18 protein-coding genes are annotated in these 24,075 nt (G+C 63.9%); 1 reads left to right on the top strand and 17 read right to left on the bottom strand.

All coding sequences use genetic code 11. The features are described 5' to 3' along the window. Positions 1-6 precede the first annotated feature (6 nt). From C9412_RS15530 to tssI, 11 genes are all read right to left on the bottom strand, one after another. The gene (locus C9412_RS15530; protein ID WP_219906184.1) at positions 7-738 is read right to left on the bottom strand and encodes a hypothetical protein; all 732 of its coding nucleotides are present in this window, start codon (positions 736-738) and stop codon (positions 7-9) included. A gap of 175 nt (positions 739-913) precedes the next feature. Continuing rightward, entirely contained in the window at positions 914-1,342 is a 429-nt protein-coding gene (locus C9412_RS15525) for an SMI1/KNR4 family protein (protein ID WP_107232468.1), read from the bottom strand. A gap of 59 nt (positions 1,343-1,401) precedes the next feature. Continuing rightward, positions 1,402-1,800, bottom strand: a complete 399-nt coding sequence (locus C9412_RS15520; protein ID WP_107232467.1) for an Imm12 family immunity protein — start codon at positions 1,798-1,800, stop codon at positions 1,402-1,404. Positions 1,801-1,853: 53 nt separating this feature from the next. After that, positions 1,854-2,477, bottom strand: a complete 624-nt coding sequence (locus C9412_RS15515) for a hypothetical protein (RefSeq protein WP_107232466.1) — start codon at positions 2,475-2,477, stop codon at positions 1,854-1,856. Between the two features lie 261 nt (positions 2,478-2,738). Continuing rightward, positions 2,739-3,326, bottom strand: a complete 588-nt coding sequence (locus C9412_RS15510; RefSeq protein ID WP_107232465.1) for an SUKH-4 family immunity protein — start codon at positions 3,324-3,326, stop codon at positions 2,739-2,741. A gap of 34 nt (positions 3,327-3,360) precedes the next feature. Beyond that, entirely contained in the window at positions 3,361-4,347 is a 987-nt protein-coding gene (locus tag C9412_RS15505) for a hypothetical protein (RefSeq protein WP_107232464.1), read from the bottom strand. 335 nt (positions 4,348-4,682) lie between these two features. Then, positions 4,683-5,351 (bottom strand): hypothetical protein, encoded by a 669-nt coding sequence (locus C9412_RS15500; RefSeq protein ID WP_107232463.1) that lies wholly within the window; start codon positions 5,349-5,351, stop codon positions 4,683-4,685. 1 nt (position 5,352) lies between these two features. Next, positions 5,353-9,837, bottom strand: a complete 4,485-nt coding sequence (locus tag C9412_RS15495; protein WP_107232462.1) for an RHS repeat-associated core domain-containing protein — start codon at positions 9,835-9,837, stop codon at positions 5,353-5,355. A gap of 19 nt (positions 9,838-9,856) precedes the next feature. Further along, on the bottom strand, positions 9,857-9,985 hold the full coding sequence (locus tag C9412_RS20945; RefSeq protein ID WP_006441023.1) for a hypothetical protein: 129 nt from the start codon (positions 9,983-9,985) through the stop codon (positions 9,857-9,859). After that, a complete protein-coding gene (locus C9412_RS15490) occupies positions 9,982-11,598 on the bottom strand; it encodes a hypothetical protein (RefSeq protein WP_107232461.1) in 1,617 nt (538 codons plus the stop codon). The genes C9412_RS20945 and C9412_RS15490 overlap by 4 nt, the downstream gene beginning before the upstream one ends. A gap of 19 nt (positions 11,599-11,617) precedes the next feature. After that, positions 11,618-13,861 carry a type VI secretion system tip protein TssI/VgrG gene (gene tssI / locus C9412_RS15485; protein WP_107232460.1) on the bottom strand — a complete coding sequence of 748 codons (2,244 nt, stop codon included), beginning with the start codon at positions 13,859-13,861 and terminating at the stop codon, positions 11,618-11,620. A 217-nt stretch (positions 13,862-14,078) separates the two neighbouring features. Between tssI and C9412_RS15480 the strand changes: the two genes are divergently transcribed. After that, the gene (locus C9412_RS15480; RefSeq protein WP_107232459.1) at positions 14,079-15,119 is read left to right on the top strand and encodes a DUF1176 domain-containing protein; all 1,041 of its coding nucleotides are present in this window, start codon (positions 14,079-14,081) and stop codon (positions 15,117-15,119) included. Between the two features lie 48 nt (positions 15,120-15,167). On the opposite strand, the gene recJ is transcribed toward C9412_RS15480, so the two are convergent. The 6 genes from recJ to dapB form a co-directional block, all read right to left on the bottom strand. Continuing rightward, the gene (gene recJ / locus C9412_RS15475) at positions 15,168-16,925 is read right to left on the bottom strand and encodes a single-stranded-DNA-specific exonuclease RecJ (protein WP_107232458.1); all 1,758 of its coding nucleotides are present in this window, start codon (positions 16,923-16,925) and stop codon (positions 15,168-15,170) included. Positions 16,926-17,100: 175 nt separating this feature from the next. Further along, the gene (locus tag C9412_RS15470; RefSeq protein ID WP_107232457.1) at positions 17,101-18,018 is read right to left on the bottom strand and encodes a phosphoglycerate mutase; all 918 of its coding nucleotides are present in this window, start codon (positions 18,016-18,018) and stop codon (positions 17,101-17,103) included. A gap of 3 nt (positions 18,019-18,021) precedes the next feature. Then, positions 18,022-18,486: a transcription elongation factor GreA gene (gene greA, locus C9412_RS15465; RefSeq protein WP_170272484.1), complete on the bottom strand. Its 465-nt coding sequence runs from the start codon at positions 18,484-18,486 to the stop codon at positions 18,022-18,024. An 8-nt stretch (positions 18,487-18,494) separates the two neighbouring features. Next, positions 18,495-21,737 carry a carbamoyl-phosphate synthase large subunit gene (carB, locus tag C9412_RS15460; RefSeq protein WP_107232456.1) on the bottom strand — a complete coding sequence of 1,081 codons (3,243 nt, stop codon included), beginning with the start codon at positions 21,735-21,737 and terminating at the stop codon, positions 18,495-18,497. 149 nt (positions 21,738-21,886) lie between these two features. Then, positions 21,887-23,014 carry a glutamine-hydrolyzing carbamoyl-phosphate synthase small subunit gene (gene carA / locus C9412_RS15455; RefSeq protein WP_107232455.1) on the bottom strand — a complete coding sequence of 376 codons (1,128 nt, stop codon included), beginning with the start codon at positions 23,012-23,014 and terminating at the stop codon, positions 21,887-21,889. Positions 23,015-23,323: 309 nt separating this feature from the next. Further along, positions 23,324-24,043, bottom strand: a complete 720-nt coding sequence (dapB, locus tag C9412_RS15450) for a 4-hydroxy-tetrahydrodipicolinate reductase (protein ID WP_107232454.1) — start codon at positions 24,041-24,043, stop codon at positions 23,324-23,326. Positions 24,044-24,075: the final 32 nt, after the last annotated feature.

Below are 24,075 nucleotides of genomic sequence, written 5' to 3'. Positions count from 1 at the left end.
ACTCGCCTAGCTCGAGACAATACCCAAACGCCTCAACTCTGCGATCCCACCTGCCCAGTCTTCACGTCGCTTCCTTGGTGCGGCCAAAGGCACTACAAGCAACGCCTCCTCAGCAATCGACTCACCAAAGATGCCTAGTCTCGTGTGCGTCTCAGGGAACGCACTCGCGAACTGAGTTCCCAGCATATCGACCCCGGAGAAGTCCTGCTTCCGGACTATCACCTGAGTCTCCGGATCTCTCCGGATCAAAGCGAGAGGAACACCTTTGCAGGCGAAGTCGACAAACCTCGCCCGACTGATGTCCAGAGCCCAGTCTACGCTTGAATAGAACGCCGCGCGCCGTTCCGCAAATTCCGCGAGAACTCCGGCATCCGTGCAGAACGCGGAGGGCTCGATATTGACTCTGATCTTCCCAATCTTCCCGACAAGGCACACCCTCCTATAGAAGCAGGACCAGAGCAGGAGAACTGGATTCACATCCAACCCTTCGACCTGGACATCCTCGAACACTGTCGGCCCGATCTCAGAGTTGATCACCTTGCAGTTCGACACTACTACGTCGCGAACGGAACTCATCCTTGAAGGGTGCTTGGACAACGACATTCCGCAATTGTCAAAACTACTGTTTGCTATCCGCACCGCCTCGAAGACGCTACCACCTTGATCGAACACCATCTTGAATTCTTGACCATCAATGTTTCGCATATCCCAGTCCACCACAGAGACCAATGAAGACATCACGCATGATGCGGATGAATACACGATCATAGCGGCGCTTCAACATCAGCACCGGATCGCGCAACGCGAGAGGTAGTCGACGGATCCGCCACTTCACCTATGGCGTAAGACCACAGCGCTACAGCGACACCGCTGTGGGCGGGGTAAGGCGAGGAACTAGAGAGCAAGAGCTTCTTTACCCTGAGTGACGAACGAGTTCCATCAGGAAATCAAAGAATGATGGAGAAGAGAACTCGAACTCCCCGGAATTGCAGTCGTACCGCAGAACTGGATACTCCCCGCCTTTCAGTCCTCCACGTGTATCGAAGTAGAAGGCTTCGTCCGAGTCTGGAACGAAAATCGGAATCAGGCCTTCTGGCGGAAAGCCGTTCTCCTCGACCAAGCGAGCGTTGTAGACAAGGTCGTCATCAGCCACGTCACGGTTCTCCGCATCTGCGAGGCCGAAAACGGGATCTGGACCCACAAAAAGGTTGCCAAACTCAACTAGCCAAGCCTTGTAGGAAACGGGCAGAGCCAAGCCAAGCTCCTTCTCTGCATCCTCCACAAGCTCCGGAGAAGCAGCACGGCCAGGAAACACCCTTACCCGCGCCGATCCAGCGATCATTTCATCAAGGCGCTCAAAACAGGAACTCCAATCAGGACACACCAGGCCTCCCGGACCAATCAAGCGAAACAGAGCTTCACGGCGCCAGCAACACCCGAGAAATCGATCTTACCGGCACTGCGCGGCAGCTTTGCACTTTCGAAACCGCGCGTCAGCCAACCTCCAATTGCCGACGCAGCGCAATCATCATCGATGGACATTGCCTCGTCCTTTCCAACGCAGACAGCAAGCAGAACACTTTTCTTCTTGGCAGAGAATCTAACCGACGATGAAATCCCTTCCGGGCAATACTCTGTCAAACTGCCACTGATCCACAGTTCAACATCGATCGTCTCCAGACCATCAATAGACAGCTCTGCGAACGCGGACTTCAATCTAGCGCGTGCCTGGACGATCTCAGGTTGATACTTCACCCCCACCTCCGGCCCGCCCAACCTTCCGCTCAAACTCACTTCCATCTGCACTCCACAGCCCCAATCGCGACAGGGCGCGATCAACAATCCTATTAAATTTAGTCACAACCTGAAGTTTCTCTCAATTCGTCAACCACACCTGTGAAGAACATTAGAATGGACTGGTGAAGAGTGAGCTTACGCTTCATGGTTGCTCCGTCATCGGTCCCAATGAACAGCTCAGCACCACTCATCATCAAGGAAGTGACGCGAGCTTGATATCGCGGACTAGGAATGACGACATGAATACCCTCATCATTACGGACAATACGCAGCGATCTAGGCGCATCCCCCTCAAACACGCGAGTGATGTAACACGTCTTTATCAGACCGCCCTCACAGGCCACATCAATCTTGTCATCGGTCTCGCCTGGTGCTAGACCCGAATCCTTCAGCACATGCACAAGCTCAAAGATGAGACGGTCGAAGTCACACCCCGCGGACACCACGTACTCGACGGGCTCGCCCTTATCGGTCGACGTCAATCTCAGAGCGCCGACCGACTGATCAACCTCAATGTCTGCAGCAGGAGCCAAAATGCGGTCTCCCATTGGATTCTGATCGACAAAGAAGCTTGAACTGGCGCCCATGTAGTAGAGCGCGGGCTCAGCCCCAAGGCGCACCTCTGCCCATCGAGGATCGTATGAGAAGACAGACGAACAGGGAGAAATCAGCTTCTGCATGCGCCCTCCAACAAGGCCCATGCTCGATCTGATTTCTGCTTGTTTGTCCCTGCCCCTCGATAGATCGACCCGATCTCCCTGCTCATTCTCTCAAACCCGGTCTGGAGGAAATACAGGCAAAGATGAATCGCTTCAGAAGCACACTATCAGAGCGACGACCTAGCCACATTCCATGTCCGATGTCGGTCTGCTGGGCCACGCGGATCCTCGCCGTCCCGACTGTGCCGCGACAACCAAATGTCGCCTCACGGGGCCGACACCTCAAGTAAGGCCATCCTGGATCTGCTCCAGAACAATTGACCACCGTGACCCTCCCGTCAGTGCAGCAGAATCAAGGCCCCTCCACTCCGACACCATGGTCCTGATCGCCTCACTGCGATCGAATCGCGGCTTTGCAGATCGCTTGGGAATCTCACCCCGCTTGAATGCCTCCAGCCGGGCCTGCATCTCCGCCTGGGAGTAGACCACGGGACCGGAATCTTCTGCCTTTGCCTGGGCCTGGAATGCCTCATACGCTTCGAGAAACCCGAGGAAGCTCGACAGGCGTCCATTCACGATCTGACGTCCACCATCACCCGCGGCAAGTACCTCGCCACTCACCGACAGGCACAGCAGCAGATCCTCACCCCATGGCTCTCGCGCGATAGCCAGAAGTCTGGCGCCATCGACCTCGACCACGCGGGGCACTTCGAACTGAACAATAGGCACATCGCCGGTCAGCCTTGAAGGAAGCCCCAGCCGCAACATCAGCTCACTCGTCGACGGTTCCAGTCCGAACTCCCGAAGGACCTGGGCACTCACCTCCAACGAACCCGAGCCATAGACGCGGGAGAACGCAGTTTCAGTCACGCATGAACCTCATGCTGTTCCAGCGGGGCACGGATCAACGCCGCGACGAGCGAGTTCCTCGAACACCTGGCTTCCGCGGTCCCCGGGGCGCCGGTACCGCCTCGCACAACCGGCCCGATGGTGCGTAGCGGCACGGATCCACTTGGCTCAGCAGACCGGTACCGCACATGGAATGTGGCCAGGTCGTCGCTCCGATGGTGCGCTTCTGAAGCGATTCGATCTTTGCCAGTATTTTCTCCAGGCCAACCTTTCCGCAACCTACGAGCGTCAACTCACGAAGCGCGGAAAGATCATTGATGACCTCGATGTTGGCAATCTTCTTGCAGTACTGAATATCCAGTTTCTTGAGCTGCTCGAGCCCCACCAGTGCACGGATGTCTGTCAGCGAACTCAGATTCTTCAGCCATACCGACGTCAACGCGGCAAGTGTCTCGATGCCATCGAGGCTTTTCAGCTTCGTGCCGCCCAACAGCCCCAGGCGTTCGAGACCACCAGCCGATGCAGACAGGATGTTGAAGATCTCACCATCCACGGGGACATTCAGAATGTTCAGTTCTTCCAGAGGCAGGGCCAGAGCCTGCCTGAGATTCTTCAATGACTTGTCTGGATAGAGCGAAAGTACTTTCAACGCGGGGAAGCTCGATGCGTCGAAGCGCACGGGCACGTCGACATAAAGCGTCCTGAGATTGGGTAGCACAACGCCCGGCCAGGCCAACGTCCCCGTGCCAAGATGGATGCTCAATGCCTCGATGCTCTCAGGCAGAATTCCTTCCTCGAGTCCATCCATGATCGACGGCGCGATTGATCCCGGCCCGATGCTGAGCGTCTTGAGACCTCGCATTTCCTTGAGGATCTCTGGAAGCGCTTCGAGCTTGTCGCCGGGAGGTGACCAGAGATGAACCTGCTCGATCCGGGCGAGCCTCTCAGTGTTGAAAGGGGCGTTGAAGAACACCAGCTCTGCACCGGGAGTCGGGAATGCTGCTTCGTGTCTGCCATGCATCAGAACAACTTTGATGTTCATACTCTCTTCTTTGAATCAGCAGGCGTTTCTCGCCGCAGAAACAGCGGCCCTTGAAGCAGGCGTGCTCACTGCACCAGCCGCGCGGCCTGCTCAATGCCGCAGTGCATCCCCGGCGAATTCATCCACCCGGCTCACCCGGGCTGCGTGGATCTGATTCGGTGAACGGCCCTCCTTGGGCACCTCGTCTGCTGCATCCATAATTCTCTGTGGATCAGATCATCATCTGCCGCGTCTCAAACTTCAGGCTCTGCTAGTTCACGGAGCCCATTGGAGTTGACCCGGAACCCTTCCATAAAGAATAGAAGGGCCACCATTCACCCCAATCAGCCCACCCATCAAGGCGCAGCCCGCAGCCCCTTAATCGCCCTCATTGCAGCCGACAAAGAGTAACTCTGCTGCGAATAATCATATGAACGACCACCATCCGCAGAAAGATTAAAGTAGTACCCGCGCTGATGGACATCAGGAACCTTTACACTCACAGAGAATGAGTCTCCAATTATCGAGGGGTAGCGAGAAAAGAACTCTGCAACCCGCGCTCTCGCCTTCGGACCAAGTCTTGCGTCAGAATCTACCAAGGACTCAACCTCAACCTGAAACAGTTCAACTCCCGCCTGCATCAGCGCATCCATGTGCGAAGTTCTATCAAGCAGGGAAAGATCATCCTTGAGCAAGAAAAGACCGCTAGCCACCTTACCGACATCCAGCTTCGAAAGCGCATCCAATTGAGCAAAGCTCAATTCTGCCTTCTCCGGATCCACGATCGTGAACTCCACGTAGCGGGGCTTTACCTCATCAACCAGCTCCCTACAGAACCCAATATCTTCAACACCATCAAGCGGAAATATGGCATGAGCGCAATCAAGCATAGCGCCGAGGCGCTTGTACTCATCCACGTCCAATGCCCCCGGGGAGCATGAGCGCGCCAAAACAAATCCCGCCACATCGACAGAAACGAGCTTCTCGGCCTCACCAGTCGACTTAATCTGATTAACCTTTATCACATCAACCCCTGCATGCCTTGAATGTATTCTTCCAACTACCACTCTCCTGCCTGCGCCCCAGCTCGCTGAGCGCGGCCCGTATTGCATCAGCCCCCCCTCTCTTCTCTGCGCTCCTCAACATCCTATATATCATCTTGTCATTTATCGGACTATGAATGTGTTTTCCAGCATGATAGGTTCCCGCAGATCTGGCGGCCGCTCGCCCCGGATGGCCGGCCTGTGCAACCTGAGAGCCCGCCGTACCCCATAGCCTTGCCCCATTCTCCGCAATCTCAACGTCCAATCCATTCCTAACCAGCAGATCCCTCGAAAGCACCGCATATTTACTTGGATTGTTTTGTTGGACTATATGATGGGCAGTTTGCCCAGGCAGCAATGGTCGACCGGCCGCATTCAAATTTTTGGTCAACTGGTATGTGCTCGACAGCCCGAGCGGGTCAACCCACCCCAATACATTCAACCCATACGCGTAGGGATTAACTCCTCCTGACAACCCGATAGGATCCTGACCGATGTAGCCCTCGATGTCAGGATCAAAATATCGGTGCACGTTGTAAGCAAGGCCTGTCTCGACATCCATATACTGGCCTTGATGAAGGAATGATCGAAGGGCAGGCATCTCAATTATCGGATCCCCAAGTCCATCCAAAGCTCTAAAGACGATTCCATTTGGATCGGCATGCAGGAAGACAAGGGATCGCTCGGGCCGGCCTTGCCCTGCATTTTGTGCATCACCTTCTTCTTGAAGGATGGCCGCACTCTGAATGTCGTGGCGGACCGGGGGTTCCGCGGACGCATTGGCTGAAGCGTGCTGCGTAACGGGCTCCCTGCTCGTCAGACTAGCGCCTGCGCCTAGCATGATCTCCCCGAGCATACCGCGACGGGCTGAAGAAGCATCGGTGGGTGCGACGGTGCCCCCGAGCGACGTGCCGACATCCAGCCTCCCAAGTGGCGCCGTTGGAATAGTGGACCGAACTTCCGGAATTCTCGCTTTCTTCTCGTCAGATGACAGCGCTTTGGCGTCCCAGCTGATTAGGGCGAGCGGAATGAAGGTATCAGGATAGAAGACAAACTCTACTGCGCGATCAAACACTTCATGCAGAAGACGCCCCCATCGCCGATATTGAGTCAGACTCAGAACACTCTCGGCGGGAGAAGAGAGTACTACTGGCGACACTGAATCGGTTACGAGCTCGCCTACGATCCTGAAGTTATCCCAGAAGAACCACGTCGTCTGCGTCGGGTTACGCTTGAACACCCGCCGTCCCAACGGGTCATAGCCGTAGTACGTTGACTGCCCGTTGCGGCGACTCTCGACCAACCGATGGTTGGCATCCCAGATCAGCGTCAGGTCATCCGGCGCATGCCCTTGCGGTGCGCCCTTACGCACCAGATCGCCTGCCCGGTCGAACACGTAGTGCACGCCCTGATAGGTGCCTTCACGCGTCCAGGTGGTCAGGTCGTCATCGTCGCCGCCTACCACCTTCCGCGCCTGCACCTGCTTCACTTCAGTGCGCAGCCGGTCGCCGGCCGGGTCGTTGAAGTAGCGCTCGACCCTTCCCTTCGGGTCGATGTGCTGCAGCAGGCGCCCGATAGCATCGTAGCGGTACTCGTCCACGCCTTGCGTGCTGTCGCTGCGACGGGTCAGGTTGCCACTGCGGTCATAGTCGTAGCGAGTCTCGAACAGCGGCGCAGCATCCTTCAGTATCGACTGCGAGGTCAGCAGGTTGCGGCTGTCATAGGTGAAGTCGCGCTGCAGATGCGGGCTCAGCTGCTCGCGTGTCGTGCGACCCAACGCGTCGCGCTCAATGGAAATCGGCGGCTCGTCATTGATCGCCACCGATACCGCCTGGTCTCGCAGATCGTAGCCAAACGCCACCCGGTTACCCGCCGATGTCTCGCGCAGGACCTCATTTCCCACTTCATCGTAGCCATAGCCCACGCGGAAGCCATCCTGCAGCTCTTCCAGCAGCTGGCCCAGCGCGTCATACACGCGCTTCACTGTACGCGACGGATTGCGCAGCTCGACAATCTGGCCCTGCACGTCGTAGGCAAAGTGCTCCTGTACCTGCTGGCCAGGATGGCGCACATCCGGCAGCGTCTTGCGGGTGATGCGCCCAAGCTTGTCGGTAGCGAAGGCGATGCGCTGACCCAATGGATCCAGGGTCGCCGTCAGTCGCCCGGCAGCATCGTAGCTGTAGCGCCGCGACTGGCCCCAGTAATCAACCTCCTCGACGATGCGTCCCAGCGCATCGCGCACCAGCTGGTAGGTTTCGCCGCGCTGGTTGATGACCGCGACCAGCTGCTCCTCGGTGTCGTAGCGGTACTCCACACTGTGGCCGTCTGCCTGCAGCCGCTTGCCGATCTGGCCGATGCCCACGTACTGCAGCCGCGTCTGCGCGCCCACTTCATCGGTGTAGCGGACCAGCTGATCTTCGGCATCGTACTCGCAGCGCACGCCGATGCCATCGGGGCCAACGGTGGCCAGCAGGCGTCCCTTGACGTCGTACTCGTAGCGACTGGCCTGTCCCAACGGATCCACCTGGCGCAGCAGGTTGCCGAGCGGATCGTGCTCGAAGCGGCTCTCATGGCCGAGCGCATCAATGACGGCAGCCACAAGCCCATGACGGTCATAGCGCAGTTGCGTGACCGCCTGCCGTGCGTTGGTCTGCGCGTGCAACTGGCCCTGTGCGTCGTAGTCGAAGCGGGTGGTCGCACCCAACGGATCGGTCTGGCTGACCAGCAGGCCCTGGCCGTCATATGCCTGTTGCCAGTCGACGCCATCCGGCGTCCGCAACGACACCATGTGGTCGTCCAGGTCGTACTCCATCTGGATCGTCGTGCCATCGGCGCGGGTCAGGCAGATCAGGTTGCCATGCGCATCATAGGCAAATGCCGTTCGCAGTCCTTCCGGATCGGTCACCGCCACGGTCCGCCCGAAATCGTCGTACTCGAACAGCGTCACGCCATCGAGCGGATCGATCTCGCACAGCGGCAGCTGGTTCTCGTCAAACTTGACCACGCTCAAGTGGCCTAGCGAGTCGGTCACCCTGGTCTCGCGCAGCAGCGCGTCGTACTCGAAGTGATAATCGTACAGGCCGCCATCGCCCCACGAATGCACCACCCTGCCCTGCGCGTCGAACGCGTAATGGAAGGACAGCCCAACGCGGTCGGTATGCCGCACCATCCGGTGCTGCTCGTAGGCAAAGGTGCGCGGCGCGCCCAGCGCATCCACTGCCGCCAGCAGATCGCCGTCGGCACTGTAGCGGTAGCTCACCAGCGGATGCACCAGGCCGGTGGCCGGGTCATGCAGCGCCATGCGGTCGATGCGGCCGTGGCGCGCCTCCACCTCGATGAAACGGCCCTGCAGGTCACCGATGCCACTCTCGACGATGCGCACCAGATGGCCGTCGCGACGCTCGAACCGCCAGTGGTTGCCGTGCGCGTCCTCGATGCGCTCGATCGGCCAGGACTGTGGATTCGGCAGCACGCTCACGCCTGCCGGCAGTTCGCCACCGAACACATACTTCAGGCCACTCTTGAAGCGCACCTGCCATTGCCCGCGCCGCCGCAGCAGGCGCGCGCCATCGACGAAATCGAGGATCGCCCCGGCCTCGCCTTCAGCGGGCGGCAGCTCCGGGAAGAACGCGGCCTGGTCCGGGCCGGACAACCACACGCTGCCGTCGTCCAGCAGTTCCAGGCGGATATCGGCCGGCGTCTGCCAGCCGGCGCCACACAAGCCGGGTTCGCCCGCGCGGCGCGAGCCATAACTGCGCTGCCAGGCGAAGGACAGTCGCCCCGGAATGTCGAAGTCCTGGTGGCTGACCACCACGCTGCCATCGCGGATATCCACCGGCTCGGCACGCAGCACCTTGCACTTCAGGAAGCCGGAGGGCAGATGGCCCCACTTGCCCCGCCGCCACTTGGCGAACGCATCCATCTTCTTGCGGAAGAACGCACTCTTGCGCAGCTTGCCCAGGCCGGCGAACGCGGCGCGGAACGCCAGCGCGGTCCATGACACCGTCGGCGGCCCTCCCACCTTGACGCTGGTGGGAATGGCCACGTTCAGGCCAGTCGGCAGCGACATCGCACGCAGTGGCTTCTTCGGCTTCTTCACCCGGAACGGATTGATCATGCCGGCCAGGTTGCAGTCCAGCACCGGCATCGCCAGCCGCGAGAACGGCTCGCCATCGGCCGACACCGTGCGGCTGCCCATGAAGATTTCTTCGCCGTCGAACTGCGGCCCCATCGGCGCAGCCAGCGGCGGGCCCCACACGCCCAGTGGAATGTGGATGTCCAGGCCGCCGGTACCGGCGGTGCCGCGATGTACACCGTTGACCTTGATGGTCGAGCCGATGAACGGGATGTAGTCGAACGGATCCAGCACCAGGCCGATATGCGGCGTCGGCAGCGGGCACGGCGGCACCGCGTACATGTGGATGTCGATGCCCAGCTGCGGATCGAAATGCTTGGCGGCGATGCTCACGGCAACACTCCCTGTTGCTTTACAAGGCGCGGAACAACGCGCGCAGGAACGCCTTTACTTCGTCACGGTACTCGGCGCTGATCCAGGTCACGACGATGATGCCCAGCACGATGGCCACCAGCATCACCACGGTCTTGTTCGACTTCATGCAACAGCCACTCCTGTAACGGCAGGCCCGGCCGGCGCCGCCACGGACGCCTGCAGCAGGCCACTGGGATCGGGCAACGGCTGCATCGCCGGCGGCTCGCTCCACACCGGTATCTCGTGATCGAGCGGGTGTTCGATGGCCGGCAGGCCGTTCCAGCCCGGGTCGAGGAAGTCGCGGCCCACGGCCACGATCTTGCGGAAGAATTCGTCGCCTCCCTGGATCAGCCGCTCGCGCTCCTGCTGGGCGCGGTGGAAGCCACGCTCCAGCGCGGCATCCAGCTCCGCGTCGATGGCGTCCAGCGCCGGCCGTGCGGGTCGCGGGCCGAGCGCGCGGCCCTGTGCATCGGCCTTTTCCAGCAGGCCGGTACTGGCCTGCAGGTAATCGGCGGCCACCTGCTGCAGCGATTCGCAGCGGCGCGCGTCCTGCAGCTGCAGCAGGTCCCACAGCGCCTGCGGCAGCGTGGTGGCCTTGCGGTCGGCCGGGGCCAGCGGCTTGGCAATGCGGATCGCCTCCAGCAACTGGGTGCGCGCCGCTTCGCGCTGTCCGGCCTGCAACTGGCACCAGCCGGCCATGCGCCGGCCCTCCAGCGCGAACATCGGGTGCGGAATGCTGGCCGCCGACGCCGAGGCCTGCAGGTAGGTCTGTGCAGCCCGCTCGGGCTGCTTGGCGGCCAACCAGCAGCCGGCCTCGCCGAACCAGCTCTGCATCACCAGTTCCGGCGCGGCTGGATTGCCACTCATGCGCGCGGCCTCGGCCGCGCTGCGCGCCTGGCGGTAGCTGTTGATCGCCTGGCCGTGATCGCCGTGCTTCAACCATGCACCGGCCACCATCATCTGCACCACCGACTGCTGGTCCTGCCAGCCCTGCCGCTGCGCGAGCCCCTGCGCGCGTTCAGCGCGGGCGACCACCTGCGAGGGGCTGCCGCGTTCGAGCAGCAGCATCAGGTCGGCCAGCAGCTGCCGGTACAGCACTTCCGGGCCGCGGCCGCCAGACTGCGCGGCGGTATCGCGGGCAATGCCGAACATGTCGACCGGCGCACTGACCACGCGCGCGATCCTGCCGTGCCGTTCCAGCAACGACTGCCAGCGCGGATCCTCCTCGGTATCCACCAGTACCAGACGCAGGCGCGGGCCGGGGCCGGCGGCCAGCGCAGCGTCAACCCAGCGTTCGAATCCTTCGCCGGGCACGCAGCGCTCCGGCTCCAGCACCGCCGCCAGCAGGCGCAGGTGTTCGCCGTGATGATCGATGAAACTCTCCAGCACCTCGACCACGCCGTGCGCGCTGTCCGGATGCCCTTCATGCGGCCCGCGCCAGCCCAGCGGCACCTGCTGCGCGCGCAGATCCTCCTGGCTGGCCACATAGCGCTCCAGCAGATCCTGCTTGAGCTGCCGGCTGTAGCGGAAGCCCAGTTCGTAGGCGGTATCGATGCGCAGGAAGTAGTCCGGTGTATCGCGCCCGGCATCGTGGCGCTGCATTTCAAAGAACGCGGCCAGCAACCGACTGGCGGCAGCCGGCAAGCGCCAGACCAGCAGGCGCCGGCTGCTGTCGGCGCTGGCCTCCAGCCAGGCATCGCGCAATGCATTGAGGCCGCGCAGCATGGGGGTGTCCTGCATGGTGTTTCTCCCGTGCGGCTCAGCAGTTGAGCTTGATCTCGCTGCCATTGACCGAAACACCACCGGCATCGATCACCACTTCCGAACCACCGGCGGTGATCTTGATCGCGCTGTCGGTGATCTCGATGACCGAGCCGCCGACTTTGCTGGTGAGCTTGACCGCCGATTCCAGGCTCATCGCGCCGTCCGAGCCCTGGCTGTGGGTACCGCTGGCGTCCTGGCTGAAATTGCCGGTGACGTCGATCACCCGCTCGCCGACATTGCTGTCGTCCACCTTGCCCTGCACCTTGCGCTTGTCCTGGCCGGTGATGGTCACATTGCGTGCGGCCTGCAACGTTTCGGTGACCAGGCCACCCACGGTGCGGCTGGAGGTGGAGGTGACGGTCTCGGTCCAGGTGCCGGTACGCTGGCTGGTGTAGTTGCCGGTCAGGGTGGTCTTGAAATCGCCGGTGATGGTCTCGGTGTAGCCGGCGGCGGCAATCGTCTTGGTTTCACCGGTCTCGTACTTCTCGGTCACCGCGCCGGTCACGTTGGTGGTGCGGGTACCGGTGACGCCGAGCGTATCGGTGCCGGTGACGGTGATGCCGCGGTTGCCGCCGACACTGATGTCCTGGTTGGCGCCCACGCCCATGGTGTGGTTCACCGCCACCGTGGTCGACTTGTTGTTCTGGATGCTGGCGTTCTGGTCGTTGAGCACGGTGGTGACCATGTCGCGCTGGGCGCGCATGTTCAGCAGCTCGCCACCGGCACCATCGTGCATGGTGATCTCGTTCCAGCCGGCACCCTTGACCGTCTTCGACTTCAGGCCGCTCACTTCCATGCCGAATGGCGGCATGTTGTCTTCGTTGTAGACGCGGCCGGTGATGATCGGGCGATCCGGGTCACCATCGAGAAAATCGACGATCACTTCCTGGCCCACGCGCGGTGGCGACACGCCGCCCATGTCGGCGCCGGCCCACGGGCTGGCACTGCGGATCCAGCACGAGGCGTTCTCGCGGCGGTCCAGCTGGCGGTCCCAGTGGAACTGCACTTTCACCCGTCCGTAGCGGTCGGCATGCAGCTCCTCACCCGGCGGGCCGACCACGGTGGCGGTCTGCGGGCCCGGCATGCGCGGCCACGGCGTGCGCCGCAGCGGCCGGTACGGGATGCGCCGGCGCAGCACTTCGGCCTGCACTTCCACACTGGGCGCTTCGGCGCTGCCGAAATCGGCGGCGAAGTTGTTGTGGCCTTCGCGTTGCACGCTGACCACGAAGAAGCTGCGATCGGCATCGTCGCGGCCGATGAAATCGGGGTGTCGCTCCAGTTCGAAGCAGGCGCCGGCGTCGAGCTCACCGGCATTGCCGGCACATTCGAACAGCTTGGTCGGCCAGGTCACCTCTTCATTGCGTACGTTGGCCAGCGCGGTACCGATGCGGCTGTTGCTGAAGCGTGCTGCACCATCGTAGCGGTACTGCTCCAGCGGCGGCAGCAGGCCCAGTGGCACCTGGTTGCCCTGGTTGCCGTCCAGCGCCTGGCTGGGCTGCTTGAAATCGAAGCTGCGCAGGGTCTGCACGCTCGGCCCGACCCGGCGCCGCGCACCCCAGCGGTGCAGGCCGGTACTGGCCAGCGTGCCCTGATCGGAGACGAAGGCAATCGGGCGTGGCTCGCCATGCACGGTGCTCAGCGTGGAATCGTCGCTGATCACCATCGTGTGGCCTTCTTCATCGTGCACGAAGCTGTAGTACAGCCCGGCGTCCTCCAGCAGGCGGCTGACGAAGGCGTAGTCCGACTCGTTGTACTGCACGCAGTACGGCAACGGCGCCAGCTTGCCGGCGTTGAGGTCGTAACGGAACTTCGCCAGCTGCGCGTAGCCGGCGAACACCTCTTCGATGATCTGCAACGCGGTACGGTCCTGGAAGATGCGGCAGTTGCAGGTGTAGTCCAGGAAGGCGAACCACGGCGCCAGCTCGGCGCGATACGCACTGAACTGTGCCTGCTGGCCGGTGCTGGCGAACTCGCGCACGTAGCCGTGCACGCTGCGGTTGCCGAACTCATCGCCCAGCTGCAGGCGCAGCGGCTGCCCGACCAGCTGCTTCAGCTCCAACCGTGGCTGGATCGAGAGCAGGTCGATGCGGTAGGTGAACGGGTTCGACACCGCCTCGCTTCCCTCGAAGCGCTTGACCAGGAACGTGTCCGGATCCAAGGCGGTGTCGACGCGGATCAGGCGTCGGTCCTGGTGCAGGCGTTGCAGGGCAGCGCCGGGAAGCAGTGATTCGGCGTACATCGGGCGTTCCGTCGTCCCATGTTGGTCGTGGCCCGACTTTGCCATTGACCTGTGCCATGTGCCAGCTTTTTGACGCAAAACGCTCTGGATAAGGAGATGAATTCATTAAGAAAATTGAAGAGAGTGCGAAATCGATCACAATTGAATGCCGGTCACCACAGCTGTTCAGGCGCACGCCTGCAAGGCACCATGTGCCTCCGCTTTCAAAAGGATGTGTATGCGCACGCTGACCTTCTGCGCCCTGTTGGCTGCTTCCGCGCCAGTGTTCGCCGCCCCGTCGGCGCCCTTCCCCTTCACCCATCACGACTGGACCCTGGCCTGCGACAACACGCGGACCTGTCGCGCGGCGGGCTACCAGCAGGATGAAGGTGATGCGGCGCCAGTGTCGGTACTGCTGACCCGCGCCGCCGGGCCGGGCCAGCGCGTCGACGCGCAGCTGCTGCTGGGCCAATACGACGAGGACTCGCCGAGACCCCCGGCGCAGGCGCAGCTGCAGATCAACGGCAAGGATCTGGGCCGCTTGCAGCTGCAGGGCGGCGGCGCCACGCTTTCCGCCGCGCAGACCGATGCCCTGCTGGCCGCGCTGACCCGCAGCAGCCGCATCGTGGTGATCGGCAACGGCCAGCAGCGTTGGACGCTGTCCGACCGCGGCGCCTCGGCGGTGCTGCTGAAGATGGACGAGTTCCAGGGCCGCCTCGGCACCACCGGCGCACTGATGCGCAAGGGAAGCGCTGGCGAAGGCAAGGTCGTGCCGGCACTGCCGGTGCCGGTGGTGACGCTGGCCAAGCTGGCACCCGCGCGTCCGGGCGATGCCGCTCTGGCGCAGTCGCCTGCCCTGCGCGCCGCGTTGCGCAGCGCGACGCCGGGCGACGACTGCAGCACGATCAGCACCGAGGGCGATCCGCTGATCAGCGAGCCGCAGGAATTGAGCGTCACCCGCCTGTCGAAGGACAAGGTGCTGGTGTCGACACTGTGCTGGCGCGCTGCGTACAACGAGGGCTACGGCTTCTGGGTGGCCAACGACAAGGCACCGTTCCAGCCGGTGCTGGTGACCACCTCCGGGACCGACAACGACGGCTCCACCATCAGCGCCTGGCAGAAGGGCCGCGGCCTCGGCGATTGCGGCTGGACCGCCGACTGGGGCTGGGATGGCAAGCGCTTCGTGGCGACCAGCGAAGCCACCTCTGGCTTGTGCCGGATGGTGACCGCCGGCGGCGCATGGGAAATGCCCACGGTCGTCAGCAGGATCCAGCACTGAGCCTGACAACGGCCTCGCGCATGCCGATGCGCGAGGCAACGCAGCCGCTCACGCCGGCAGGCAATGCTCGACGATCAGCTGGATGGCGCTGCCACCGCGATAGTCGTCGCAGGCCAGCCGGTAGGCCAGGTGCACATGACGGCTCGGCGCATTGCCATGCCAGCCGCCGAAATGGATCGCGTTGATCGTGCCGGGCACACCCGGCAGGCGCAGTTCCAGCTTGAGGTGGCGTTCCTTCAGCACGCGCCAGTTGGCCACTTCGAAGTGGCCGTCGAACAGCGGCTCCGGGAAGCCCTGCCCCCAAGGGCCGGCCAGACGCAGCGCATCAGCGTGGCGATGGTCCAGTTCGTCCGCCGCCAGTTCGCCGTCGCTGAGCACCTGCTGCTGCAGCGCGGCCGGATCGAGCATTTCCAGCACGACGGCGACGAAGGCGGCCTTGAAGTCTTCAAGGTGATCCAGGCGCAGGCTGAGGCCGGCTGCCATGGCGTGACCGCCGAAGCGCTCGATCAGGCCCGGATGGCGTGCATCGACCAATGCCAGCGCGTCACGGATATGCAGGCCCGGAATCGAACGCGCCGAGCCCCGCAGGGTGTCGGCACCGGGTTCGGCCGGGGCGAAGGCGATGACGGGCCGATGCAGGCGATCCTTCATTTTCGACGCGACCAGTCCGACCACGCCCGGATGCCACTCGGCATCGAACAGGCAGGCCGCCACCGGTCGTTGCCCGGCCATCTCCAGCACCACGCGGGTCAGCGCCTGCTCGGCATCGTCGGTCATCGACTGCTGCACCGCGCGGCGTTCCGCATTGATCTGCTCCAGCGTCTGCGCGATCTCGCGCGCTTGGCGCGGGTCCTCGGTCAGCAATAGCGCGATGCCCAGCGCCATGTCTTCCAGCCGGCCGGCGGCATTCAGGCGTGGCCCCAGCGCGAAGCCGATGTCGGTGGCGGTCAGTCGCGCGGCATCGCGGCCGCTGGCTTCGATCAAAGCACGCAGGCCGACACAGCCCTGCCCCGCCCGCAGCCGGCGCAGGCCCGCACTGACCAGCGCACGGTTGTTCGGGTCCAGCGCCACCAGGTCGGCCACGGTGCCGACCGCTACCAGGTCCAGCAGCGTGGTCAGGTCCGGGCCCTTGCCATCGGCGAAGACACCGGCCTCGCGCATCTGCCGGCGCAGCGCCATCAACACGTAGAAGATCACGCCGACACCGGCCAGCGATTTGCTGGGGAAGGCGTCGCCGTCCAGGTTGGGATCGACGATGACGTCGGCCGGCGGCAGCTGCGGCCCCGGCAGATGGTGGTCGGTGACCAGCACCTGCCAGCCGCGCGCCTTGGCTGCGGTTACGCCGGCATGGCAGGCGATGCCGTGGTCGACGGTGACCAGCAGGTCCGGCTGCAGCGCGGCCAGTTCCTCCACCAGCGAAGGCGACAGGCCGTAGCCATGCACCATGCGGTTCGGCACCGCGTGGAAGACATGCTGCGCGCCGAGCATGCGCAGGCCACGCACGCCCACCGCACAGGCAGTGGCGCCATCGCAGTCGAAATCACCGACCACCAGGATGCGCTTGTCGTTGGCGATGGCCTCGACCAGCAGGCCCACTGCATCATCGATGCCGGTCAGCAGTTCCGGCGCATGCAGATTGCCCAGCTTGGGCAGCGCCAGTTCCGGAGTGTGCGCGCCGCGCGCGGCGTACAGGCGTGCAAGCAGTGGCAGCGTGCCGTCGGGCCACGCACCGGGCACGACCGCATCGCGGCGGCGGATCATCGGCGTATCGGAGGCGGGCTGCACAGCATCGGCGGCAAGGGACATCGGCATCGCCGGTTACGAAAGACAGAAGGATGATACCGCGCGTGGGAGAGGCTGGCGGGATTGCGCCCGGCACCTGTGGTAGTGCCGGCCGCTGGCCGGCAACCCCATCAAACATCGGGGTCAGAGCCGTTTTCCGATGGAAAACGGATCCGACCCCGCTCGGCCGAGGCCACGCTCAATCGTGAAGCTGACGCGGCTTCTTCCAGAACTGCCAGCGCTGGCCACGGTCGAGCTGGAACTGCAGGCCATCCTCGAAATCGAGCACCAGCCGCTGCAGCTCGCCACGCTTGAGCGCGGCCAGCAACGGGCGGATCGCATCATTGCCCAGCTGCTGCAATGAACGCAGCTGGCGCAGGTCGACCAGTGCATCCACCGCCTGCTCGCCATCGACGGCAACGCCTGCCGCCTGGGCCAGGCCCTGCAGCAGGGCGTCGCGGCTGCGCACCTGCGCGTGCGCGGTGCTGACCGACACCGGCATCACGCCACCGCCCCAGAACCACAGCGAATTGATCGGCTGCTGGCCCTGCGCGGCACGTTGCTGGTTCCAGGAATGGTTGTGCAGCAGCACCTGCGCTTCGGTCATCAGCGCGCGCCAGCGGCGACCGCCCTCGCCTTCGGGCAGGTGCGAGAACAGGTCATCGCCCAGCACTTCGTCCGGGCTGTCGAAGTCCGGCAACGCCAGATCGATCGGCAGCCGCAGGTACCACCGCGAGGGATCGGGCGCATCCAGCACAAAACCGGCGTCGGCGAACAGCGGCTGCAGTACCGGCAGCAGGGCCAGGCTGTCGGCCAACGATGGCCGCAGCGTTTCGCCGTAGGCCATCATCCGTGCGCCATGCATGTCCGGCACCATGCAGGCCGGATCGGCGCGCAGCCAGCTGGCGCCGGCGGCGTCGCCGACGTCGCGCTGGCGGGTCAATGCGGCCACCGGCCAATGCGGCGCGGCGACCGTGAAATGGCGCGTCAGCTGCGCGCGTTCGCCCGGCGCGACCTGCAGCGTGGTGGCACGGCCGAGCGCGCGTGCCACATCGTCCGGCAGCGCAGCCGCGGCAAAGCGGCTGCGTGCCGGCAACAGCAGGGTCGCCGTTGCCACGCGTCAGTCCACGTAGCTGACGCTGACGATTTCGTACTCGCGCTGGCCGGCCGGGGCGTCGATCACGATCGAGTCGCCTTCCAGCTTGCCGATCATCGCGCGCGCCACCGGCGAGGAAATCGCGATCAGGCCCAGCTTGATGTCCGCTTCCAGGTCACCGACGATCTGGTACTTCTTCTCTTCGTCGGTTTCCACGTCGGCCAGGGTCACGCTGGCGCCGAACACCACCTTCGAACCGGCGTTGAGCTTGCTCACGTCGATGATCTCGGCGTGCGACAGCTCGCCTTCCAGCTGCTTGATGCGGCCTTCGATGAAGCCCTGTTCCTCGCGCGCGGCGTGGTACTCGGCGTTCTCCTTCAGGTCACCGTGCTCGCGCGCCTCGGCGATGGCCGCAATGACCTTCGGACGCTTGACCGACTTCAGGTGATCCAGTTCATCGCGCAGCCTCTGCGCGCCCTTCATCGTGATGGGGGCTCTCATGCATTCAACTCCTTGTGCAGCTCCTGCAGCGACCAGACGGGGCCGGTGCCGCGGAATTCCAGTGAATCCACCAGCGCCTTGGCGCCGGCAATGGTGGTCGAGTAGGTGACGCGGTGCTGCAGCGCCTCGCGACGGATCGAGAACGAGTCGTTGATCGCCGAGCGACCTTCGGTCGTGTTGACGATGTAGACGATCTCGCCGTTCTTGATCGAGTCGACGATGTGCGGACGGCCTTCGACCACCTTGTTGATGATCTCGCAGTCCATGCCGTGCTGCTGCAGCCACGCGGCGGTGCCACGGGTGGCGACCAGGCTGTAGCCACGCGCCAGCAGGGCCTTGGCCACCGGCAGCACGCGCTTCTTGTCCGGATCGCGCACCGACACGAAGGCCTTGCCGATCGGCGGGGTCTTGATGCCACCGGCCTCCTGCGCACGCGCGAAGGCGGCGTTGAAGGTACGGCCCACGCCCATCACTTCACCGGTGGAGCGCATTTCCGGCCCGAGGATCGGATCGACGCCCTGGAACTTGGCGAACGGGAAGATCGCTTCCTTCACCGAGTAGTAGTCCGGCACGATTTCCTTGGTCGCGCCCTGCTCGGCCAGGGTCTTGCCGGCCATGCAGCGGGCAGCGATCTTGGCCAGCGCCATGCCGGTGGCCTTGGACACGAACGGCACGGTGCGCGAGGCACGCGGGTTCACTTCCAGCAGGTAGATGGTGTCGGCACCTTCATCGCTGGTCTGGATCGCGAACTGGGTGTTCATCAGGCCGACCACGTTCAGGGCCTTGGCCAGCTCCACCACCTGGCGACGCAGTTCGGCCTGGGTTTCAGCCGACAGCGAGTACGGCGGCAGCGAGCACGAGGAGTCACCGGAGTGCACGCCGGCTTCTTCGATGTGCTCCATCACGCCACCGATCAGCACGTTGCCATCCTTGTCGGCGATGATGTCGACGTCGCACTCGACGGCGTTGTCGAGGAAGCGGTCCAGCAGCACCGGCGAATCGTTGGACACCTTCACCGCGTCGCGGACGTAGCGGGCCAGGTCGGATTCACCGTAGACGATTTCCATCGCGCGGCCACCCAGCACGTAGCTCGGACGGACCACCAGCGGGTAGCCGATCTCGCGGGCCAGCAGCAGGGCTTCCTGGTCGTTGCGGGCGATGCGGTTCGGCGGCTGCTTCAGGCCGAGCTTGTCGACCAGCTGCTGGAAGCGCTCGCGGTCTTCGGCCAGGTCGATCGAATCGGGGCTGGTGCCGATCACCGGCACGCCGTTGGCTTCCAGCGCGCGCGCCAGCTTCAGCGGGGTCTGGCCGCCGTACTGCACGATCACGCCCTTGGGCTGTTCCAGTTCGACGATTTCCAGCACGTCTTCCAGGGTCAGCGGTTCGAAGTACAGGCGGTCGGAGGTGTCGTAGTCGGTCGACACGGTTTCCGGGTTGCAGTTGACCATGATGGTTTCATAACCATCCTCGCGCAGCGCCAGTGCCGCGTGCACGCAGCAGTAGTCGAACTCGATGCCCTGGCCGATGCGGTTCGGGCCGCCACCCAGGATCATGATCTTGTCACGGTTGGTCGGCGCGGCCTCGCACTCGTCCTCGTAGGTCGAGTACAGGTAGGCGGTGCCGGTGGAGAACTCACCGGCGCAGGAGTCCACGCGCTTGTAGACCGGGCGCACCTTGTGCGCACGACGCAGCGCGCGGATGGCCGCTTCGTTGGTGCCGGTCAGCTGGGCCAGGCGCGCATCGGAGAAACCGGCGCGCTTGAGCTTGCGCAGGCGCGCAGCGTCCAGCGCATCGATGCCACCGGCAGCGACGTCAGCTTCAGCAGCGATGATTTCCTCGATCTGGTCCAGGAACCAATGATCGATGAACGACAGCGCATAGATCTCTTCCACGCTCATGCCGGCGCGGAAGGCATCGGCGACGAAGAACAGACGCTCCGGGCCCGGCGCCTTCAGTTCGCGACGCAGGGTCTGCAGGTCTTCTTCGTTGCCCAGGTCCAGGCCGGTCGGATCGAAGCCGACCTTGCCGGTTTCCAGGCCACGCAGCGCCTTCTGCACCGATTCCTGGAAGGTACGGCCCATCGCCATCACCTCGCCCACCGACTTCATCTGGGTGGTCAGGCGCGCGTCTGCCGCCGGGAACTTCTCGAAGGCGAAGCGCGGAATCTTGGTGACCACGTAATCGATGGACGGCTCGAACGAGGCCGGGGTCAGGCCACCGGTGATCTCGTTCTTCAGTTCGTCCAAGGTATAGCCCACGGCCAGCTTCGCAGCGACCTTGGCGATCGGGAAGCCGGTGGCCTTGGAGGCCAGCGCCGAGGAACGCGACACGCGCGGGTTCATTTCGATGACGACCACGCGGCCGGTCTTCGGGTTGATGCCGAACTGCACGTTCGAGCCACCGGTATCCACGCCGATCTTGCGCAGCACGGCGATGGAGGCATCGCGCAGGCGCTGGTATTCCTTGTCGGTCAGGGTCTGTGCCGGGGCCACGGTGATCGAGTCACCGGTGTGCACGCCCATCGGGTCCAGGTTCTCGATCGAGCAGACGATGATGCAGTTGTCCGCAGTATCGCGGACCACTTCCATCTCGAATTCCTTCCAACCCAGCACCGACTCTTCCACCAGCACTTCGGTGGTCGGCGACAGTTCCAGGCCGCGGCTGACGATCTCGACCAGCTCTTCGCGGTTGTAGGCGATGCCGCCGCCGCTGCCGCCCAGGGTGAAGCTGGGGCGGATGATGGTCGGGTAGCCGACGCGGGTCTGGATCTCCAGCGCTTCGTCCAGGGTGTGGGCGACGGCGGCGGTCGGGCATTCCAGGCCGATCTCACCCATGGCCACGCGGAACAGCTCGCGGTCTTCGGCCATGCGGATCGCTTCGCGCTTGGCACCGATCAGCTCGACGTTGTACTTCTCCAGCACGCCGTGGTCGGCCAGGTCCAGCGCGCAGTTCAGCGCGGTCTGACCACCCATGGTCGGCAGCAGCGCATCGGGCTTTTCCTTGGCGATGATCTTCTCGACCGTCTGCCAGTTGATCGGCTCGATGTAGACGGCGTCGGCCATCTCCGGGTCGGTCATGATCGTGGCCGGGTTGCTGTTGACCAGCACCACGCGGTAACCCTCGTCGCGCAGGGCCTTGCAGGCCTGGGCGCCGGAGTAGTCGAACTCGCAGGCCTGGCCGATGACGATCGGGCCAGCACCGATGATGAGGATGGTCTTGAGGTCAGTGCGCTTGGGCATTTTCTTCTCTAAGTCAGTACAGCGTGACAAGGGGGGTGATCGCACGCTGTCGATCAGGAATCTTGATCCGCTGCGCCGCGCCAGGGGCAGCAGCGATGCGGGGGCTTACGGTCCATCGCGACGCCACCGGCGGGCCGGCGGCGTACTGATCACGCCTTGCTCTGTTCCATCAGCGCCACGAAGCGGTCGAACAGCGGGCCCACGTCGGTCGGGCCCGGCGAGGCTTCCGGATGGCCCTGGAACGAGAACGCCGGCACGTCGGTGCGGGCCACGCCCTGGTTGGTACCGTCGAACAGCGAGCGGTGGGTCACGCGCAGGGTGGCCGGCAGGGTCGCTTCATCGATCGCGAAACCGTGGTTCTGCGAGGTGATCATCACCCGGCCGTTGTCCAGGTCCTGCACCGGGTGGTTGGCGCCGTGGTGGCCGTGGCCCATCTTCATGGTCTTGGCGCCCGAGGCCAGGCCCAGCAGCTGGTGGCCCAGGCAGATGCCGAAGGTCGGGATCTTCACGTCGATGAAGGTCTTGATCGCTTCGATGGCGTAGTCGCACGGTTCCGGGTCACCCGGGCCGTTGGACAGGAACACGCCGTCCGGCTTCAGCGCCAGCACTTCGGCGGCCGGGGTCTGGGCCGGCACCACGGTCACTTCGCAGCCGCGCTCGGCCAGCATGCGCAGGATGTTGGTCTTCACGCCGAAGTCATAGGCCACGACCTTGAACCGGGCCGGCACGCTGACGAAGGCATTGGCGTCCAGGTCCAGCTGGCCCTCGGTCCAGGTGTAGGTCTTCTCGGTAGTGACGACCTTGGCCAGATCCATGCCCTTCAGGCCCGGGAACGTGCGGGCCGCTTCCAGCGCCTTTTCCACATCGATGTCGCCGGCCATCAGCGCACCGTTCTGCGCGCCCTTCTCGCGCAGGATGCGGGTCAGCTTGCGGGTGTCGATGCCGGCGATGGCGACCACGCCGCGCTGGATCAGCCAGTCCTGCAGCGACACCTGGCTGCGCCAGTTGCTGGGACGGCGCGGCACGTCGCGCACGATCAGGCCGGCCGACCACACCTTGGACGCTTCATTGTCCTGGTCGGTCATGCCGGTGTTGCCGATATGCGGATAGGTCAGCGTGACCATCTGCCGGGCGTAGGACGGGTCGGTCAGCACTTCCTGGTAACCGGTCATGGCGGTGTTGAACACCACCTCACCGACGGACAGGCCGGGCGCGCCTACGGATTCGCCCTCGAATACGGTGCCGTCTTCGAGGACGAGGATTGCGGCTTGGGTCACGGAAATCTCACTTTGGCTACCGAGGGGGTGCCGAAGTCACGCCTGTGCTTCTCGGGAATCGGGTTGCAAAAAAGCGCGGACGTACGGTACAGGACCGGTCCGGCTTTGGTGATTCGGCGAGTGCGAATTGTAGCGCTGCCGGGGCGCTCGCGCCAGCGGTTATCGCGCTTCATGAACAGGCGATTGCGCATTCATTTCAATCCGGCAGCGTATGCGGGGCCCCCTGCTTGGTAGTGCCGGCCGCTGGCCGGCAATCTCCGTGCTGTCAGGCATCCCGTAGCAGCCGGCCAGCGGCCGGCTCTACCCGCTCTATTGCAGCAGGTCGCGCACCCGGTAGCTGCCCGCGGCCCGCCCGTGCAGCTGGCGGGCAGCGAACAGCGCGCCGCGGGCGAAGATGTCGCGGTTGGTCGCCCGGTGCACCAGCTCGATGCGCTCGCCCGGCCCGGTGAACTGGACCAGATGTTCACCCACGATGTCGCCGGCACGCAGACTGGCGTAGTGCGGCTGCGCCCCGCCCCGCTGCGCGGCCGCACCCAGGGTCAGCGCAGTGCCCGACGGTGCGTCCTTCTTCTGGGTGTGGTGCGATTCGACGATGTCGCAGTCCCAGCCGGCCAGCGCCTGCGCCGCGCGCTCGACCAGCTCGTCCAGCACCGCCACGCCCAGGCTGAAGTTCGAGGCCCAGACCAGTGCGATCTGCGTCGCCGCCGCGTCCAGCGCCTGCCGCTGTGCCGTGGAAATGCCGGTGGTGCCGGAAACCAGGCCGGCGCCGCGCTCCACGCACAGCGCCAGCATCGGGTCGAAGCCTTCGGGCAGGCTGAAGTCGATCGCCACGTCGAACGCCGGCGCACCGGGCAGCTCGCTGGCGGCGAAGAACGGCACGCCATCGACCACGCGCTGGGCCGGCGCCCGGCCGGTCACCGCCGCGACGATCTGCAGGCTGTCGGGATGTTCGGCGGCCAGCCGCAGCAGGGCCTGGCCCATGCGCCCGGAAGCGCCGTGAATGAGCAATCGCAGGGGAGTCTGGTTCATGCCTGCAGGCTAGCGGCAGCACGCCCGCTCCG

The sequence above is a fragment of the Stenotrophomonas sp. Nf1 genome (assembly GCF_003028475.1).
GTDB lineage: Bacteria > Pseudomonadota > Gammaproteobacteria > Xanthomonadales > Xanthomonadaceae > Stenotrophomonas.
The sequence above is the reverse complement of the archived record's forward strand: the minus strand, read 5'-3'. Positions and strand labels throughout refer to the sequence as shown.

Excerpts from the sequence above, each read along its gene's own strand:
- C9412_RS15530 (WP_219906184.1), bottom strand. The coding sequence starts at position 738 with ATGTCTTCATTGGTCTCTGTGGTGGACTGGGATATGCGAAACATTGAT.
- C9412_RS15525 (WP_107232468.1), bottom strand. The coding sequence starts at position 1,342 with ATGATCGCTGGATCGGCGCGGGTAAGGGTGTTTCCTGGCCGTGCTGCT.
- C9412_RS15520 (WP_107232467.1), bottom strand. The coding sequence starts at position 1,800 with ATGGAAGTGAGTTTGAGCGGAAGGTTGGGCGGGCCGGAGGTGGGGGTG.
- C9412_RS15515 (WP_107232466.1), bottom strand. The coding sequence starts at position 2,477 with ATGCAGAAGCTGATTTCTCCCTGTTCGTCTGTCTTCTCATACGATCCT.
- C9412_RS15505 (WP_107232464.1), bottom strand. The coding sequence starts at position 4,347 with ATGAACATCAAAGTTGTTCTGATGCATGGCAGACACGAAGCAGCATTC.
- C9412_RS20945 (WP_006441023.1), bottom strand. The coding sequence starts at position 9,985 with ATGAAGTCGAACAAGACCGTGGTGATGCTGGTGGCCATCGTGCTGGGC.
- C9412_RS15490 (WP_107232461.1), bottom strand. The coding sequence starts at position 11,598 with ATGCAGGACACCCCCATGCTGCGCGGCCTCAATGCATTGCGCGATGCC.
- tssI (WP_107232460.1), bottom strand. The coding sequence starts at position 13,861 with ATGTACGCCGAATCACTGCTTCCCGGCGCTGCCCTGCAACGCCTGCAC.
- C9412_RS15480 (WP_107232459.1), top strand. The coding sequence starts at position 14,079 with ATGCGCACGCTGACCTTCTGCGCCCTGTTGGCTGCTTCCGCGCCAGTG.
- recJ (WP_107232458.1), bottom strand. The coding sequence starts at position 16,925 with ATGTCCCTTGCCGCCGATGCTGTGCAGCCCGCCTCCGATACGCCGATG.
- carB (WP_107232456.1), bottom strand. The coding sequence starts at position 21,737 with ATGCCCAAGCGCACTGACCTCAAGACCATCCTCATCATCGGTGCTGGC.
- dapB (WP_107232454.1), bottom strand. The coding sequence starts at position 24,043 with ATGAACCAGACTCCCCTGCGATTGCTCATTCACGGCGCTTCCGGGCGC.